The organism is Marivita sp. (genome assembly GCF_017643905.1).
In the GTDB taxonomy this organism is placed as follows: domain Bacteria; phylum Pseudomonadota; class Alphaproteobacteria; order Rhodobacterales; family Rhodobacteraceae; genus Marivita.
Window position 1 is genome coordinate 1 of sequence record NZ_JAEPMO010000104.1, and the last position, 16,691, is coordinate 16,691.

The 16,691-nt window shown below is 61.0% G+C and carries 19 protein-coding genes and 1 tRNA gene; 11 read left to right on the top strand and 9 right to left on the bottom strand.

The genetic code is table 11. The annotated features are described in order from the left end of the window. Window positions 1–225: 225 nt before the first annotated feature. Genes JJ869_RS15970 through JJ869_RS15980 form a run of 3 tightly spaced genes read left to right on the top strand, consistent with a single transcriptional unit; the run spans window position 226 to window position 1,377 of the window. On the top strand, window positions 226–684 hold the full coding sequence (locus tag JJ869_RS15970) for a hypothetical protein (protein ID WP_292268559.1): 459 nt from the start codon (window positions 226–228) through the stop codon (window positions 682–684). Then, window positions 671–1,021 (top strand): YigZ family protein, encoded by a 351-nt coding sequence (locus JJ869_RS15975; RefSeq protein ID WP_292268560.1) that lies wholly within the window; start codon window positions 671–673, stop codon window positions 1,019–1,021. Before JJ869_RS15970 ends, JJ869_RS15975 begins: the two co-directional genes overlap by 14 nt. A gap of 8 nt (window positions 1,022–1,029) precedes the next feature. Next, a complete protein-coding gene (locus JJ869_RS15980) occupies window positions 1,030–1,377 on the top strand; it encodes a diacylglycerol kinase (protein WP_292268561.1) in 348 nt (115 codons plus the stop codon). Here JJ869_RS15980 and JJ869_RS15985 read toward each other — a convergent pair. After that, window positions 1,361–1,750, bottom strand: a complete 390-nt coding sequence (locus JJ869_RS15985) for a thiol-disulfide oxidoreductase DCC family protein (protein ID WP_292268562.1) — start codon at window positions 1,748–1,750, stop codon at window positions 1,361–1,363. The two genes, JJ869_RS15980 and JJ869_RS15985, sit on opposite strands and share 17 nt — an antisense overlap. Before the next feature lie 83 nt (window positions 1,751–1,833). Next, window positions 1,834–3,207: a 30S ribosomal protein S12 methylthiotransferase RimO gene (gene rimO / locus JJ869_RS15990; RefSeq protein WP_292268563.1), complete on the bottom strand. Its 1,374-nt coding sequence runs from the start codon at window positions 3,205–3,207 to the stop codon at window positions 1,834–1,836. Between the two features lie 8 nt (window positions 3,208–3,215). On the opposite strand from rimO, the gene JJ869_RS15995 reads away from it, so the two are divergent. Continuing rightward, entirely contained in the window at window positions 3,216–4,547 is a 1,332-nt protein-coding gene (locus JJ869_RS15995) for an MFS transporter (RefSeq protein WP_292268564.1), read from the top strand. Between the two features lie 53 nt (window positions 4,548–4,600). Continuing rightward, the gene (locus tag JJ869_RS16000) at window positions 4,601–5,203 is read left to right on the top strand and encodes an N-acetyltransferase (RefSeq protein WP_292268565.1); all 603 of its coding nucleotides are present in this window, start codon (window positions 4,601–4,603) and stop codon (window positions 5,201–5,203) included. Window positions 5,204–5,265: 62 nt separating this feature from the next. On the opposite strand, the gene JJ869_RS16005 is transcribed toward JJ869_RS16000, so the two are convergent. After that, a complete protein-coding gene (locus tag JJ869_RS16005; protein WP_292268566.1) occupies window positions 5,266–5,853 on the bottom strand; it encodes a GcrA family cell cycle regulator in 588 nt (195 codons plus the stop codon). A gap of 119 nt (window positions 5,854–5,972) precedes the next feature. On the opposite strand from JJ869_RS16005, the gene JJ869_RS16010 reads away from it, so the two are divergent. Next, the gene (locus tag JJ869_RS16010) at window positions 5,973–6,782 is read left to right on the top strand and encodes an ABC transporter permease (protein ID WP_292268567.1); all 810 of its coding nucleotides are present in this window, start codon (window positions 5,973–5,975) and stop codon (window positions 6,780–6,782) included. On the opposite strand, the gene JJ869_RS16015 is transcribed toward JJ869_RS16010, so the two are convergent. The 4 genes from JJ869_RS16015 to dapF form a co-directional block, all read right to left on the bottom strand. Next, on the bottom strand, window positions 6,730–7,653 hold the full coding sequence (locus tag JJ869_RS16015) for a DMT family transporter (protein ID WP_292268568.1): 924 nt from the start codon (window positions 7,651–7,653) through the stop codon (window positions 6,730–6,732). The genes JJ869_RS16010 and JJ869_RS16015 overlap by 53 nt on opposite strands. A 35-nt stretch (window positions 7,654–7,688) precedes the next feature. Continuing rightward, entirely contained in the window at window positions 7,689–8,384 is a 696-nt protein-coding gene (locus tag JJ869_RS16020) for a CDP-alcohol phosphatidyltransferase family protein (protein WP_292268569.1), read from the bottom strand. Window positions 8,385–8,507: 123 nt separating this feature from the next. Next, window positions 8,508–9,761 carry a tRNA (N(6)-L-threonylcarbamoyladenosine(37)-C(2))-methylthiotransferase MtaB gene (gene mtaB, locus JJ869_RS16025; protein ID WP_292268570.1) on the bottom strand — a complete coding sequence of 418 codons (1,254 nt, stop codon included), beginning with the start codon at window positions 9,759–9,761 and terminating at the stop codon, window positions 8,508–8,510. After that, window positions 9,758–10,594 carry a diaminopimelate epimerase gene (dapF, locus tag JJ869_RS16030; RefSeq protein WP_292268571.1) on the bottom strand — a complete coding sequence of 279 codons (837 nt, stop codon included), beginning with the start codon at window positions 10,592–10,594 and terminating at the stop codon, window positions 9,758–9,760. The genes mtaB and dapF overlap by 4 nt, the downstream gene beginning before the upstream one ends. Window positions 10,595–10,736: 142 nt before the next feature. On the opposite strand from dapF, the gene JJ869_RS16035 reads away from it, so the two are divergent. From JJ869_RS16035 to JJ869_RS16055, 5 genes are all read left to right on the top strand, one after another. Then, window positions 10,737–10,812 (top strand) — tRNA-Lys (locus tag JJ869_RS16035). A gap of 186 nt (window positions 10,813–10,998) precedes the next feature. Further along, the gene (locus tag JJ869_RS16040) at window positions 10,999–11,877 is read left to right on the top strand and encodes a metal ABC transporter substrate-binding protein (RefSeq protein ID WP_292268577.1); all 879 of its coding nucleotides are present in this window, start codon (window positions 10,999–11,001) and stop codon (window positions 11,875–11,877) included. Between the two features lie 114 nt (window positions 11,878–11,991). Beyond that, a complete protein-coding gene (locus JJ869_RS16045) occupies window positions 11,992–12,888 on the top strand; it encodes a manganese/iron ABC transporter ATP-binding protein (RefSeq protein WP_292268572.1) in 897 nt (298 codons plus the stop codon). Beyond that, on the top strand, window positions 12,885–13,787 hold the full coding sequence (locus JJ869_RS16050; RefSeq protein WP_292268573.1) for a metal ABC transporter permease: 903 nt from the start codon (window positions 12,885–12,887) through the stop codon (window positions 13,785–13,787). The genes JJ869_RS16045 and JJ869_RS16050 overlap by 4 nt, the downstream gene beginning before the upstream one ends. Further along, window positions 13,784–14,635, top strand: coding sequence for a metal ABC transporter permease (locus JJ869_RS16055; protein WP_292268574.1), 852 nt, complete (start codon window positions 13,784–13,786; stop codon window positions 14,633–14,635). The genes JJ869_RS16050 and JJ869_RS16055 overlap by 4 nt, the downstream gene beginning before the upstream one ends. Window positions 14,636–14,712: 77 nt before the next feature. On the opposite strand, the gene JJ869_RS16060 is transcribed toward JJ869_RS16055, so the two are convergent. Both JJ869_RS16060 and JJ869_RS16065 read right to left on the bottom strand, forming a co-directional pair. Then, window positions 14,713–16,344, bottom strand: a complete 1,632-nt coding sequence (locus tag JJ869_RS16060; protein ID WP_292268575.1) for an alpha-D-glucose phosphate-specific phosphoglucomutase — start codon at window positions 16,342–16,344, stop codon at window positions 14,713–14,715. Further along, window positions 16,341–16,691, bottom strand: a 351-nt coding sequence (locus JJ869_RS16065; protein ID WP_292268576.1) for a 4-alpha-glucanotransferase, incomplete at its 5' end; no start/stop codon positions are given. The genes JJ869_RS16060 and JJ869_RS16065, both read right to left, overlap by 4 nt.

The following is a 16,691-nucleotide window of genomic DNA, read 5'->3' on the forward strand; positions in this document are numbered from 1 at the left end:
CCCCGGAACAATTGGAGCTCTTCGACACCCTCGATATACCAAAACCCGCTTGATCCCTTCTCGGTAGTCACACAATGGCAGACCTGGCCATAACAATATCAATCACTTAGACGATTTGCTGTCGAACTTGGCAGGTCTGGAACACATGTGCCATTGCGTTACGATCAAAGTCAGGGGAAAGAAGCGCAAATCTTCCCATCTCTGCCGGGTAACGAGGGAGCTGCCATGCCGTCATTTGGACCATATCTGAAAAAGCACACCGAATTGCTGGTCAAGGATGTGGGCATCGAAAAAGCATGCGAACTGACGGGCAAATCCAAAGCGACCCTTGGCCGATACTACGCCGATCATGACGAACACGCGGATCGGTTCATCCCGGTCGATGCTGTTGCAGCCCTCGAACAGGCCTCCAGTTATCCGCACGTCACCTCTGCGCTGGCCGAACTGAACGGGATTTCGCTGTCCTTCGATCAGCGCCGCGACAATGACGCCAAGAAAGGCGGCGTGAATTCCGATGTGGTCGCGCTGAGCCAACGCTTTGCCATGCTTATGTCGGAATATCATCAATCCATCGCCGATGGTGTCATCAGCGCCAACGAAGCGCGCCGCCTTCTGCGCGAAACCCTTGCCCTGCAACAGGTGCTGGTCGACATGAAACTGCATCTGGAAGATGAGACAATTTGAAGGTGTCATCTCGGATCGTGGGTCCAAATACGCGGTAAGCGGTGGGCCTGCGGTCAGTCGTTCCGACGTGGACGGATTTCTCAAGACCCTCAAACGCGCCAAGAAATACGCCAAGGCCACCCATAACACATGGGCGGTGGTGTTCTCGGATGGCACGCCTCTCAAGAATGACGACGGCGAAGGTGGGGCGGGTCAGATCATCCTGCAAATGCTGGAACGTGAAGGCCTGACGGACCATGTGATCGTCGTAACCCGCTGGTATGGCGGCAAGCATCTGGGCGGGGACCGGTTCCGCCATGTGCAGGACTGCGTCCGCCACTACCTAGATAACAGGTAGGTCCCGCCATGGAGTTTTTCAGACGCTTGAAACTGCGGTGCATCTGGTCTTGGGACGGTGTGGTGGCGACTTGGCGGACGGAGCATAGTTTCCGCAGTTGGGTGTGGGCCAACCTGATCTCGGCGACTCTGGCGCTGATCCTGCCTTTGGCTCCGGCAGAGCGCGCCTTGATCCTCGCTTTGGGCATTCTTGTGCTCGCAGCCGAGCTGCTCAACACCGCCATCGAGGATGCGGTCGATTACATCTCGACCGAAGACCACCCGATTGCCAAACGCGCCAAGGATGCGGGCAGCGCAGGTGTAGCGGTTGCCGCTATTGCAGCAGGGGTGGCTTGGATCGTTATCCTGATTGGGTAGCGCGTCGGGCCTTGCGGCGCAGGTGCCACCGATAGATCAGCGGTGCCAGAACGTGGTCATACACCACTGAAGCGGCCTGCCTGACGCCCGGCAGTCCGACAACCCGCGCCAGCCACCGATACCGGGGCATGTCGCGCCACAGGACAAGGAAAGCCGGAATGCCGCTGGTCAATTCCCCGTCGCGCAGTACGTAAAGCCGCCGCGCAGCGGTATCTTCGTCAATCCCCCAGGCCGCACGGTCTGGACCGTTCAGGTCGTCGAACCGGATCGGCAACCCTTCGCGTTTGGCATAGGTCGCATAGTGATTGATTTCGAAGGAACAGACCGGGCACTGGTCGTTGTAAAGCACGCGGGTTTGGTGTGTCTCTGACATGACGCACAGCTAAGCCTAAAGACGACGCTGGCAACCCCGGCGGGCCGTTTCCGTCATCGGAAACGGTCTGATGCGTCAACGCATCAGACGCGCCGACCCCACAGATCATATTCGCCAGCTTCGTCTACCTCGACCGACACGATCTCACCAACGCTCAATCCTTCGGTGCCGGAGTCGATAAACAGCTTGCCGTCAATCTCGGGCGCATCCGATTTGGTGCGGCAGGTGGCGATGCCCTCGTCGTCGATATCGTCGATGATCACATCCAACCGCTGGCCAACCTTGGCCGCCAGTTTGGCCTCGGAAATCGCCTGCGCCTTTTCCATGAACCGGTCCCAGCGCTCTTGCTTGACCTCGTCGGAAACATGATCCGGCAACGCATTCGATCGGGCGCCAGCGACGTTCTCGTATTGGAAGCACCCGACGCGATCCAGTTGCGCCTCGTCCATCCAGTCGAGCAGCGTCTGGAACTGCTCCTCGGTCTCACCGGGATAACCGACGATGAAGGTCGATCGCAGGGTGATGTCCGGGCAGATGTCCCGCCAGGCCGCGATTTCGTCCAGTGTCCGCGCTGCCGCCGCGGGCCGGGCCATGCGTTTCAGAGTGTCTGGATGGGCGTGCTGGAACGGAATGTCGAGGTACGGCAGCACCAGACCATCTGCCATCACCGGTACCAATTCGCGCACATGCGGGTAGGGGTAGACGTAGTGCATCCGCACCCATGCGCCCAGAGCCCCCAGATCACGGGCCAAAGACAGGATCGGGAACTTCTCGTCCCGGTCCCTCCAGTCGGTGCCATAGGCCGAGGTGTCCTGACTGATCACCAGCAACTCGCGCACGCCGCTCTCGACAAGCTTTTCCGCCTCGCGCAGCACCGCCTTGGCCGGGCGCGAGGTCAGCTTGCCGCGCATGTCCGGGATGATGCAGAACTTGCAGGTGTGATTGCAGCCTTCCGAAATCTTCAAGTAGCTGTAATGGCGCGGCGTCAGCTTCACGCCTGATGCAGGCAGCAGGTCGATGAACGGATCGGGATCGGGTGGCACGGCTTTGTGCACCGCGTCCAGCACCTGTTCGTATTGATGCGGGCCCGTGACGGCCAGTACCTTGGGATGTGCGCCGGTGATATACTCCGGTTCCGCCCCCAGACAGCCGGTCACGATCACCCGGCCGTTTTCGGCCAGCGCTTCGCCAATCGCCTCGAGGCTTTCTGCCTTGGCACTGTCGAGAAATCCGCAGGTGTTCACGATCACCGCGTCAGCGCCGGAATAATCCGGGCTGATCCCATAGCCTTCGGCCCGCAGCCGCGTCAGAATCCGCTCTGAATCAACCAGCGCCTTGGGGCAGCCAAGCGAGACCATGCCGATGGTCGGCTGACCCGCACGGGGCGCATCGGAAAACCGCGCCGTTGGCGCAAGGTCGGGGCGAAGGGAAGGCGGGTTCTGGGACATGCGCGGCATATAGAGATTTGCACATCCTTGGGGAAGGGCCGATTGCAGCCAGCGTGCTGACAATCCGCACCACATCGCTTGCCAAATCGAAGGTCACATGGTCCGGTCGCACAAACAGCAACCGAGCAAACCCCATCGCACCGCAAAACCTGTCCCGCAACCTGACCATCCTGCCTTGGATGAAATTCGCCCAGAACCTGTTGTTCTGGCAGGCGACGTGGTTCTTATACCTGCAAGGCACGTTATCGGCCGCCGAAGCGGTGCTGCTCTATGCAATCTACGACATCTGCACGACCCTGTTCGAAGTGCCATCCGGCTACATGTCAGACCGCATCGGCCGCCGTGTGACGCTGATCGCGTCTGCGGTCGCAGGGATCGCCGCGATGGTCTGTTTTTCCATAGGGGGCAGCTTTGCCGTCTTCGTCCTGGCGCAGTTGTTTCTGGGCGCGTCGATGGCTTTTGCGTCCGGCACCGACAGTTCGTTGCTATACGAAACGCTCGCCGCCGAAGGGCGGGAGCACGACGTCGAACAGTACGAATTGCGCCTTTGGCGGTTTACCTTCGCCGCGCTGATGGTGTCGGCGGTCACCGGCGGGCTCATGGCGCGCGCTCTGCCTGTCCTGCCCTTTGTTCTTTCGGGCATCGCCTTTGTGGCGATGCTGGTGCTGGCGACAAGGCTGCGCAACTCGCAGGCTGATCCTGACACACCGCCTGAGCCAACAGCCATCGGTCCGGCTATCGCTGCTGCGTTCCGGAACCCTGTCTTGCTCTGGCTCTTTGCACTCAGCGTCGTGATGTACGGGTTCTCGCAAGTGCCGTTCTTGTTCGGTCAACCGTTTATCCTGAAAGCCCTCGATCAGGTGGGCCTGTCTGGCGAAGCCACCTTGGTCAGTGGTGTGGTGACGACCATCATGATGGCAGTGTCGGTGGCCGCGTCATTTGCCGCACCGGTGATCCGCAAGCGCATCGGGTTGGCATCTACTCTGCTTCTTGCTTTCGCGTTGCAGGTGCTGCTTTGCTCGGTCCTCGCGCTCAGCCAAAGCCCCCTTTCCATCGCCTTCCTGTTTATTCGCATGGTGCCGGATTCGCTGTCCCGACCATTCATTCTGGCTCGAACACAGCCTCTGCTGACCGATGGGATGCGTGCCACCTACCTGTCACTTCAGAGTTTTGCGGGACGGATTGTCTTTGCGGCAAGCCTTTGGTTGGCCTCGCGCAATGTCAGCGATGTAGGAGAGATGCCCGTCGCTGATCTGGCCCGCGTGCTGGGCGGTTTCGCTCTCGTTGGTCTCTTGGTTTGGGGGGTGCTGGCCTTGCTGGCCCGACGTATTCGGCTGGAAACAGAGTGAGACTTGATCAATCCTGCTGAACAAGAACGACCCACAAAGCATTGGACGGGCGGATGGAATCACTGCGGTCGATCTGGTATGCGCCGGATGACCCTATAGCCTTGAGGTTCACAGCCATGCAGATCACTCAAGATCAAGTTGGACGGAACGACCAGATCGTCCAATTGTTCAGGGACATCTTTGCCGCATCCGAAGGCGCAGACGAAGGTGCATTGATCCATGCACTGTCCAGGGACCTTCTGACCACGACACCGATGGATGATCTGAGCGTCTTCACGGCGGAAGACACGGACACCCTCTGCGGCTGCGCAATCTTCACGCGGCTGCGCTTTGCGAATGACCCGCGCGTCGCGTTTCTGCTGTCGCCCATGGCGGTCGCAACCGAACATCAGGGCAAGGGCGTGGGTCAAAAGCTTCTGACCCATGCCTTAAACGCATTGCGCGACGAAGGCGTGCAGGTTGCCGTGACCTATGGCGATCCGAACTTCTACAGTCGGGTCGGGTTTGCGCCGGTCAGCACCCACACCGTTCCTGCGCCGCAACCACTCAACATGCCCCATGGGTGGATCGCGCAATCCCTGACGGAAGCGCCTTTGTCACCGCTTTCCGGACCATCGACCTGCGCGCCCGCGTTGAACAATCCGGAGTTCTGGTAGCCACGCGCCCAAAGAAAAAGGGCGGTCAAACCGCCCCTTCCTGCGTGATATCGTTAAACGCCTTACCGCCGACGGTCGCGGCGCGAGCTCATGGGTTGGAACGCAACACCCACATGCGCCTCGCAATAGGGTTTGCCCTGTTGCACCGGCAGACCGCAGAACCAGAAATTCGGTGTCGCGGGATCGCCCACGGGCCATTTGCACGTTTTCTCGGTCAATTCCATCAGCGTGAGCTTCTTGGCCTTCTTCTCGACCGCGTTCACCTTGGCCAGAGCCTCGGGGCTGATCTCGTTCGCCGAAGGCTGCGGCGGCAAGGGCTGACCGGCTGGAATGATCTGGCGGCGCGGGCTGGGCGGCGGCGTTGCGGATTTCGTTTCCATCACGACCTCGGGTTCTTCAGGCTTTGGTGCTGGGGCGGGCTTTGGTGCCGCGGCCTTGGGCTTCGGGGCTTCGGCCTTCGGCGCGGGTTTCGCCTCGGGCTTGGCCGCCGGACCGGCAGCGCCAGCACGGTTCGACAAGCCCAGACGATGCACTTTCCCGATCACGGCGTTGCGGGTCACACCACCAAGCTCCTTGGCGATCTGGCTGGCCGACTGGCCTTCGCCCCACATCTTCTTCAACAGCTCTACGCGTTCATCGGTCCAGGACATCGTGCCCTCCATCAAAAAGAGCGGCCGTTTGCGTTGGCCGCCCGAAATCTCTAAGTCGCTTCTTATTCTAATCATGCGCGGGCGAGTTACAACCCGAACCGACAGGCAAGAGGGCTTCAATGCAGCAGGCTGGACAGATGATTGTGAACGACCGCCGCTTCGGCCGGGTAAACTGGCTGGGTTTGTATACATTGGGGCAACGTGAAATCCTGCGGTTTCTCAATGTCTGGACACAAACCCTGCTGGCACCTTTGGTGACGGCGGGCCTCTTCATGCTGATCTTTACCATCGCCATCGGCCCCCGTCGGGGTGAGGTGATGGGGGTCGACTTCACCACCTTCATTGCGCCGGGTATCCTGATGATGACGGTGATCCAGAACGCGTTTGCCAACACCTCGTCCTCGATCGTGATCTCCAAGGTGCAGGGCAATATCGTGGACACTCTTATGCCGCCGCTCTCGGCCGGCGAACTAGTGCTGGGCTATCTTGCCGGTGGCGTCGCGCGGGGGCTTTTGGTGGCCGTTGTGATCGTGCTGGCACTCTGGGTGTTTCTGGGCATCGTGCCGGAACACCCGCTGGTCGCCTTGTTCTTCGTGATCGTCGGGGCCGCGCTTTTGTCGGGCATCGGCATGGTCGCGGGGATCTTTGCCGAAAAATTCGACCAGATGGCCGCAATCACCAATTTCATCGTGACGCCGCTCGCCTTTCTGTCGGGCACCTTCTACTCGGTCGAGGCGCTGCCGCTGGTGATGTACGACATCACCCATGCCAACCCGATCTTCTACCTGATCGACGGGGTGCGTTGGGGCATGATCGGGGTCTCGGACAGCAGCCCGATCCTGGGCGCGGTGATCGCGGTCGTCAGCACGGTCGCGATCAATCTGATGGCGTGGGTATTTTTCCGACGGGGCTACCGGCTGAAGGCCTGATCCGGCCTTCGCGCCACATCAATAGACCTGCGCCGCACAGGATGATCAGCGTCCCGATGACCGACACCGCATCGGGGCGCACGCCGAAGACCAGAAAATCGTAAAGCGCGGCAAAGACGAGCGTCGCGTAAAAGAACGGCCCGACAAAGCTGGCGTCGGCCCGGGAGATGGCATTGATGAAGCAGGTCTGCGCCGACGCCATCAAAAGCCCGATCCCCGCCAGCGCCATCCATTGCTGCGGTGTTGGCGCGATCCACACCCAGATGGCGGCCGCCGAGGCGATTCCGACACCAATCACGTTGTTGATCAGCAGGATTTGCAGCGGCCCCTCGCGCCCGGTCAGACGCTTGATCACGATCACCTCGAACCCAAGCGACAGGGCTGCGCCGACGGCCAACAGAGCTGCAGGCTGGAACGCTTCCGGTGTCGGGCGCGACAGGATCATCGCACCGATCAAAGCAATCGCCGCCGCCGACAATCGAACTGGCCCAACGCGCTCTCCCAGCAATGGGATCGCCAGAAGCATCCCGATCACCGGGTTCAGAAAACTGATCGCGGTGGCATCCGACAGCGGGATAAACGCCGCTGCCGCGAACATCAGCGTGACGCCACCCCAGCCGAACGCGACCCGCAGCGTGTGGGTCTTCCACGCGATTTCAGTGAAGTGCAATCGCATCACCAGCGCGGCCAGACCAAAGGCGAGAAAGGCAAAGATGAACCGCCCCTGACTGATCTGCAACGGATTGAGCGCAGGCCCGAGCACATCTGTCCCCAGCATCTTTGCCAGCAAGGTCGTACCTGCAACGAAAGCCGAAGCCAGCAACGTCAACAGCGCGGCAAGAAATGGGTTTGGGGCTTTGGGCACGAACATGGTCAAGCCATGCTCAGCTTTTTAGCCGAAAGCAATCACTGGTTGCGTATCGGTACAATCTGCTGAACGATCCCGACAAGGATCAGGTAAAGCGACGTGGCAATCAGCCCCCAATGCGCCCAGCTTTCCGGGTGGAAATCGACCCACGCTGCCCAGCCTGCAAAGAACGTCCACGCCAGCGCAATCGGCAGCGACAAGCTGCGCCAGCGCTCGGTACGCACCGGGTGGATGAACTTGAGCGGCAGGAACATCGCCACCGCCAGCACCGCGACCATCGTCAAGGACACCCAGAAATTCGGCTCGATGGCGAACAACACCAGGATCACCATGTTCCAGCACCCGGGAAAGCCTTGAAACGAATTGTCCGAAGTCTTCATCCGGCTGTCGGCGAAATACATGGCCGAGGCGAAGGTGATCACGATGATCGCAAACCATCCTGTCCAACCGGGAAGCAAACCGGATTGGAACAGCGCAAAAGCCGGAATGAAAACGTAAGTGAGATAGTCGATGATCAGGTCGAGCAGCACCCCATCAAAGCGCGGTGCATATGTTTTGACATCGTATTTACGGGCCAACGGACCGTCGATGCCATCGACCGCAAAGGCCACAACCAGCCACAGGAACATGATGGACCATTTTTCCTGCGCCGCTGCCAGCAAGGCCAGCATGGCAAAAACGGCTCCGGTCGCGGTCAGGAGGTGGACGCACAGCGCGCGGGATTGATCACTCATTCCGAGGTTTTGGCCGAATTGTTGATGCGGTGCAATTGCTCGCGCGTATTTTTCCCGCGGTTGTGAGCAGGGCCGATGCATCGACGCATCGACCGTTTTCGGTGACGCAAACGCCCGCCCCGATCAGGCAACGAGTTGATGCCCGTGCTGCCCGGCAATGGTCGCGCGCACGATCTGTCCCACAGGCTGTTCTGCCGAAAACCGGACTTCGGTGAACTGCTCGGTCCGCCCCATGTCGGGCGCTTCCATCAATACGCTGTGGATGCGTCCCTGCTGCGCGATCAGATGGCGCGAGACGGCGGCATCACCGGCCGCCCGCAAACGCGCGGCCCGCTCCTTGATCGCGCGCCCGTCCACCTGCGGCATCCGGGCCGCCGGAGTGCCTTCGCGCGGCGAATAGGGAAAGACATGCAGCCAGGTGAGGGCACAGTCTTCGACCAGCTTCAGCGAGTTTTCGAAATGCGCCTCGGTCTCGGTCGGGAAGCCCGCTATGATGTCGGCCCCGAACGTCATGTCCGGCCGCAGCTTGCGCGCCTCTTCGGCAAAGCGGATCGCATCGTCGCGCAGATGACGCCGTTTCATCCGCTTGAGGATCAGGTCGTCGCCATGCTGAAGGCTCAAGTGCAAATGCGGCATCAGACGGGGTTCGGTCGCAATCGCCTGCATCAGGTTCTCGTCAACCTCGATGCTGTCGATGGAGCTGATCCGCAGCCGCGGCAGATCCGGCACCAGCTTGAGGATGCGCATCACCAGATCGCCCAGCTTCGGCTGCGCAGGCAGGTCTGCCCCCCATGACGTTAGGTCCACCCCGGTCAGCACCACCTCGTTAAAGCCCTTGTCCACCAGCCGCTTGATCTGGTCCACGATCACGCCTGCAGGCACGGACCGCGAGTTGCCGCGACCATAGGGAATGATGCAGAAGGTGCAGCGATGGTCGCAGCCGTTCTGGACCTGCACATAGGCGCGGGACCGCGTGCCGAAACCGTCGATCAGGTGCTGCGCTGTTTCCGTCACGGACATGATGTCGTTGACCTGCACCGCCTCGGTCTCACCGATGAAATCGGCCGCCAGACCTTTCCAGGTGTCCGGTGTCATCTTTTCTGTATTGCCGATCACCGCATCGACCTCGGCCATCCGGGCAAAGGTCTCGGGTTCGGTCTGCGCGGCACAGCCGGTCACGATCAGCTTGGCGTTCGGGTTGTCCCGGCGCAGCTTGCGAATCTCCTGCCGTGCCTTGCGCACCGCCTCGGCGGTCACGGCACAGGTGTTTACCACAACTGCGTTCTCAAGCCCCGCCTGCGCGGCAAGGTCCTTCATCGCCTCGGTCTCGTAAGCGTTCAGGCGACAGCCCAATGTCGTGAACTTGGGCGGGGTCATGACACGCGCTCCAGCCAGTCCGCCGTGAATGTGCCCGAGAACACATGCGCCGTCGGTCCGGTCATCCAGACGCCATCCTCGCGCCAGTCGATCTCAATCCGCCCGCCATCAAGGTCGATGCTCACGCGCCGCCCGGTCAGCCCCCGCCGTGCCGCCGCAACCGCCGTGGCGCAGGAGGACGACCCCGAGGCGAGCGTGACACCCACCCCGCGCTCCCAGACCCGCATCCGAAGATGGTCGGGTCCGATGACGCTGGCGAACTGCACATTGGTGCGCTGCGGATAAAGCGGATGATGCTCGATCTCGGCCCCGCGCGCGGCAAGGTCGACCGATTCGGCGTCGTCAACAAAGAACGTACAATGCGGATTGCCCATTCCTGTCGCTGTCGGCGCTCCGTCTATGGGCAGTTCCAGCGTGTCTATCTCGCGCGCGAGCGGCACCTCGTCCCAGCGCAACTGTGGCTGCCCCATATTCACAGAAGTCAGCCCGTCCCCAGCATCCTGCGCGATCAGGCGTCCGCGTTCGGTGATCAAAACAACCCCCGACAGGCCCGTTTCGTCCATGAGGTGTCGCGCAATGCAGCGCGTGGCATTGCCACAGGCCCCGGCTGTCGATCCATCGGAATTGTAAAACACCAACCGCGCATGTGCACCGTCTTCGCCCGGTTCGATCACCGCAAGCTGGTCGAATCCCACGCCTCGGTGCCGATCCCCAATCGCCTGCGCCAGTGCCGAGGTCATGCCTACAGGCTGCACACGCGTATCCAGCACGACAAAATCATTGCCGAGGCCATGCATTTTCATGAAGTCGATATCGCGGGTGCCGTTGGTCATCATGGCCGCGCATATACGCCTGTCGGGTACATCTTTCCAGACCGCGCCAACCGCACCGCTGCGGCATTCTGGAAGATAGCTTGGAATTGTGCCGTTTTGGGGGTTGACCGCACTCCGCCCTCTTTCTAGATAGCCCGCCAGTGGGCCGTTAGCTCAGTTGGTAGAGCAACTGACTTTTAATCAGTGGGTCGCAGGTTCGAATCCTGCACGGCTCACCACTGATCTCCAGAAAATGAAGACTAAACCAAGCATCCGTTTGGCGGCGGAAAGCGCCGATTTTGCCGTGGAGGCCTTGCAAGGGGGTTTCTTGCGCCTACCTAATTGCGAGTGATTTGCATTTTCAAAAACTAGCAGACATACTCAACACGGAGGGTCAAAGCATGAAACGAAGCTTCGCAGCCATCATGTCGGCTGGGGTATTGTGTGCCGTGGCCAGTACGGCAGCAGCAGACGAGAAGATGAAAGTGGTCACCACCTTCACCGTTCTGGCCGATATGGCGGCAAATGTGGCGGGGGATGCGGCCGAAGTGGTGTCGATCACCAAGCCGGGGGCCGAAATCCATGGCTACGAACCGACCCCACAGGACATCGTGCGCGCCTATGACGCCGATCTGATCCTGTGGAACGGTCTGAACCTCGAACTGTGGTTCGAACAATTCGTCGCCAATATGGACGATGTGCCGTCGGTGACGCTCAGTGACGGCATCGACCCGATTTCGATCTCGTCTGGCAGCTACCAAGGCAAACCCAACCCGCATGCCTGGATGGGTCTGGACAACGCTCTGATCTATATCGACAATATCACCAAGGCCTTTTCGGAAACAGACCCGGACAATGCCGCAATTTATGCTGCGAACGCCGAAAGCTACAAAGGCGAATTGCGCGCCACGATAGAGCCGCTGCGCGCGGCGGTTGCGGCCATCCCCGAAGATCAGCGCTGGCTTGTGACCTGTGAAGGTGCGTTCAGTTACCTTGCCCGCGACATGGGGCTGAAAGAACTGTATCTCTGGCCGATGAACGCCGATCAGAACGGCACGCCACAACAGGTGCGTGCGGTGATCGACGGGGTCCGCGAGAACAATATTCCGGTGATCTTCTGTGAAAGCACGGTCAACACCGCGCCGGCGGAACAGGTCGCGCGCGAAACGGGTGTCACCTATGGCGGTGTGCTCTATGTCGATTCGTTGAGCGAGGAAGGCGGTCCGGTGCCGACCTACCTTGACCTTCTGACTGTGACGACCCGCACCGTTGCCGAAGGGCTGACCACCGCCGTCAGCAACTAGGTGGCGCCGAACCGGACAAGAAGGCCCGCAGCTGCAAGGCTGCGGGCGCACCCATGTCAGGCCTTTCGCCTGCTACACCGACAGGCCAAAGGCCTGCAACACCAAGGACACGCCATGCTCGATGAGCAGAGCCAGACGACCCAGACAACGCAAAGCACAGGCAAGGACGGTCTTTCGGCACGGGACGTGACCGTCACTTATCGCAACGGCCACACCGCGCTCTGGAACGCCAGTTTCGAAATCCCGCGCGGCACCGTGACGGCGCTTGTGGGCATCAATGGCGCGGGTAAGTCCACGCTTTTCAAGGCGATCATGGGCTTTGTGCCCACCGCCAAAGGCGAGATTCGTATCCTTGGCATGACCGTGAAAGAGGCGCTTGCGAAGAACTTGGTCGCCTATGTGCCGCAATCCGAAGAGGTCGACTGGGCCTTCCCGGTGCTGGTCGAAGACGTTGTGATGATGGGTCGCTATGGCAAGATGGGCTTCCTGCGCCGTCCCAAAGCTGCCGACCTTGCTGCAGTTGATCAGGCGCTGGCCCGAGTTAACATGACCGAATTCCGCCATCGCCAGATTGGCGAGCTCTCCGGCGGCCAGCGGAAACGCGTGTTCCTGGCCCGCGCCTTGGCGCAGGACGGGCAAGTGATCCTGCTGGACGAGCCGTTCACCGGCGTGGACGTAAAGACCGAAGACCAGATCATCGCGCTCCTGCGCGAACTCCGTGACGAAGGCCGGGTGATGCTGGTCTCGACTCATAACCTTGGTTCGGTGCCGGAATTCTGCGACCGGACCGTGTTGGTCAAAGGCAGCGTGCTCAGCTACGGGCCGACTGAGACCACGTTCACCCGCGAGAACCTTGAACGTGCCTTCGGCGGTGTTCTCCGCCACTTCACCTTGGCCGGCGATGCGCTGCATGACGACGAGGACGCCCGCGCGATCACCATCTTCACCGATGATGAACGCCCGCTGGTTCAATATGGCGACAAGACCCAGATCACGGAAAACAAGCCGTGATCGACCTTCTGCTTGAACCCTTCAGCTACAATTACATGGTCAACGCCATGTGGGTTTCCGCGCTGGTTGGCGGGGTCTGTGCGTTCCTGTCGGCTTATCTGATGCTCAAGGGCTGGTCCCTGATCGGCGACGCGCTGTCTCATTCGGTCGTGCCGGGCGTGGCGGGCGCTTACATCCTTGGATTGCCTTTCGCGCTGGGCGCGTTCATTGCGGGCGGTCTGGCGGCCGGAGCGATGCTGTTTCTATCGGAACGCTCGGGGCTGAAACCAGACGTGATCATCGGGTTGATCTTCACTTCGTTCTTCGGGCTGGGCCTGTTCATGGTGTCCGTGAACCCGATGTCGGTCTCGGTGCAAACCATCACCATGGGCAACATCCTCGCCATCACACCCGAAGACACGGCTCAACTGGCCATCATCGGCTTCGTGTCTCTCGCGGTTCTGCTGCTCAAGTGGAAGGACCTCATGGTCACCTTCTTTGACGAGAACCACGCCCGCACCATTGGTCTGCGTCCGCAATTGCTCAAGGCGGTGTTCTTCGTTCTGCTCTCGGCCTCCGTCGTGGCCGCGATGCAGACCGTTGGCGCGTTCCTCGTGATCGCCATGGTGGTGACTCCGGGGGCTACCGCCTACCTACTCTGCGACCGGTTCCCGCGCCTGATTGTGACCTCGGTGCTGATCGGGTCGGTGACCAGCTTCACCGGGGCCTACATCAGCTACTTTCTCGACGGTGCGACGGGCGGCATCATCGTCTGCCTGCAAACGCTGATCTTCCTCTTTGTCTTTGTCTTTGCTCCACAACACGGTTTGCTTGCCGCGCGGCGCAAGGCCGAAGCCGCGTTGCGCGATGGGCCGAAAGACAGCCTTGTTCAGGCTGATCCTGCAAAAGGCAGTGCATGATGGACGTTGAAGCGCTCCTTTTGCCCTTCCGCTTTGCATTTATGCAAAACGCTTTCCTCATCTCGATGGTGGTGGCGGTGCCCACTGCGCTGCTCTCCTGCTTTCTCGTGCTCAAAGGCTGGGCGCTGATGGGCGACGCAGTGAGCCACGCCGTGCTGCCGGGGATCGTCCTGGCCTACATTCTGGGGATTCCGCTCATCATCGGAGCGTTTGCCGCGGGCATGACCTGCGCGCTTGCGACGGGCTATCTGTCCACCAACAGCCGGGTCAAGGAAGACACGGTGATGGGCGTGGTGTTCTCGGGCATGTTCGGCCTTGGGATCGTGCTCTATGTCTCGGTCGAGACAAACGCCCATCTTGATCACATCCTGTTCGGCAACATGCTGGGGGTCGAACCGCACGAGCTTTGGACCGCCGGTATCATCTCGGCGCTGGTTGCCGGGGTGCTGGTGCTCAAGTGGAAAGACTGGCTGCTGCACAGCTTTGATCCCGCTCAGGCGCAGGCCTCGGGCCTCTGGGTCAATGCGCTGCATTACGGGATGTTGACAGCCCTGTCGCTGACCATCGTGGCCACGCTTTCTGCGGCTGGCCTTATCCTCGCCATCGGGTTGTTGATCGCGCCGGGGGCGATTGCGTTCCTGCTGGTGCGGCAATTCAGGACGATGCTCTGGGTTGCGGTTGGCGTGAACATGGCGGCAATGCTGCTGGGCACCTATCTCAGCTTCTTTCTGGACAGCGCGCCCGCGCCAACGATCATCCTGATCCTGTCATCGCTATTCATCTTGGCCTTCATCCGCCGCCAGGTCCTGACCCGCCGCGCCTCCCGCCTGCGCGTCCAGCAGGGGTAGGGCGAAGGACTTTCGAAAGTCCTTCCCAACGCGGTTTCGAAACCGCGTGCCAAGCCCTTTCGTAAGGGCTTCCCCGCTCAGGTCATCACGTCCGGCGCTGTCCGACCTGTACGCTCGGTCAACCCGCTGATCAGCGCCGTCGCCTCGGCGATGTCCTTGAGCGCCGTCTGCGCCTCGATGTTCAGATCGCCCTCAGGGGCCTCGTACCTCTCCAGATAGACCCGCAGCGTCGCGCCCTCGGTCCCGGTCCCCGAAAGACGCAGCACCGCGCGGCCTCCGCCTTCGAAATTGATCCGAAGCCCCTGATTGTGGCTCACCGATCCGTCCACCGGATCATGGTAGGAAAAGCTGTCCGCCATCGTCACCGTACAGGCCCCAAAGGTCTGCCCCGCCAGAGCGTCCAGCTTGGCCGTCAGATCCGCCACCAACCCGTTGGCCGCCGCCGCATCCACCGCTTCGTAATCGTGGCGCGAATAGTAGTTGCGGCCATAGATCTGCCAATGGTCCTGCAGGATGTCCTTCACCGACATCTTGCGCACGGCCAGAATGTTCAGCCACAGGAGCACCGCCCACAGCCCGTCCTTTTCGCGCACATGGTCGCTGCCCGTTCCCGCGCTTTCCTCGCCACAGAGCGTCACGCGCCCGGCGTCCAGCAGGTTGCCAAAGAACTTCCAGCCCGTCGGTGTTTCGAAACATTCCACCGCCAGCGCCTTGGCCACCCGGTCACAGGCACCACTTGTTGGCATCGACCGCGCCACCCCGGCGATACCGCGCTCATAGCCGGGGGCAAGGTGCGCGTTGGCGGCCAGCACAGCCAGCGAATCGGATGGCGTGACGTAGACCCCACGACCAAGGATCATGTTGCGGTCGCCATCCCCGTCCGAGGCTGCCGCGAAGTCAGGCCCATCCTCGGACATGACCAGATCGACCAGCGGCTTAGCCCAGATCGGGTTCGGGTCGGGATGACCCTTGCCGAAATCGACCGACGGCACACCGTTCAGCACCGTACCCGCAGGCGCGCCCAGCGTGTCCTCCAGAATGGCCTTGGCATAAGGTCCGGTCACCGCGTGCATCGCGTCGAATTTCATGGTGAAGCCGCTGGCGAACAGCGCCCGAAGTGCTGTGAAATCGAACAGCTCTTCCATCAGCGCGGCGTAATCCTCGACCGGATCGACGATCTCGACTGCCATGTCGCCCAGCGCCACTGTCCCGATCTGCCCAAGGTCGATATCGCCCGAATCCAGCGTCTTGTAGCTGCTGATGGTCTTTGTCTGCTCGAAGATGGCGTCAGTGATCGCCTCGGGCGCAGGTCCGCCGTTGGAGATGTTGTACTTGAGGCCGAAATCCTCGTCGATGCCGCCGGGATTGTGGCTGGCCGACAGGATCAACCCGCCATCCGCCCCGCGCTGGCGGATCAGGTTCGACGCCGCCGGGGTGGACAAGAGACCACCCTGACCGACAATCGCCAGCGTCGCGCCATTGGCCGAGGCCATGCGCAGAATCGTATGGATTGCTTCGGCGTTGAAGTATCGTCCATCCCCGCCAATCACCAGCGTCTTACCGGCAACGCCACCAATCGCGTTGAAGATCGACTGCACAAAGCATTCCACATAGCTCGGCTGCATATACACGCGGGTCTTCTTGCGCAGGCCCGAGGTTCCGGGTTTCTGGCCCTCGAACGGGGTGCAGGTCTGGGTCAGGATCGTCATGCGGGTACCTCCTTGGGGTGGTCCGTGTCGTCTTGGTGTTCGGGCATGCCGCGCACATCGCGCATCACCTCAGATATATGCAGCAAGGCCGCGCTCTGTTCCATCGCCTCAACGGGTACGCTCAGCCGCCGCCGCCAGTTCGGGTGCTCGTTGATCGTGCCGGGCAGGTTCTGCGCCTCAAGCTCGCCGAAGACATCGTCCATCTGAACCGACACCAAAGCTGCGGGCGACTGTGCCAAACCGCGATGGATCGTGTCGGCGATCTCACCAATCGGTGCGGCGTTCGGAATGGCGCAGACATCCCGCAGGCTCGCGCGTTGTTTGGCGCGGTGGCTGTGCCGCGCGGC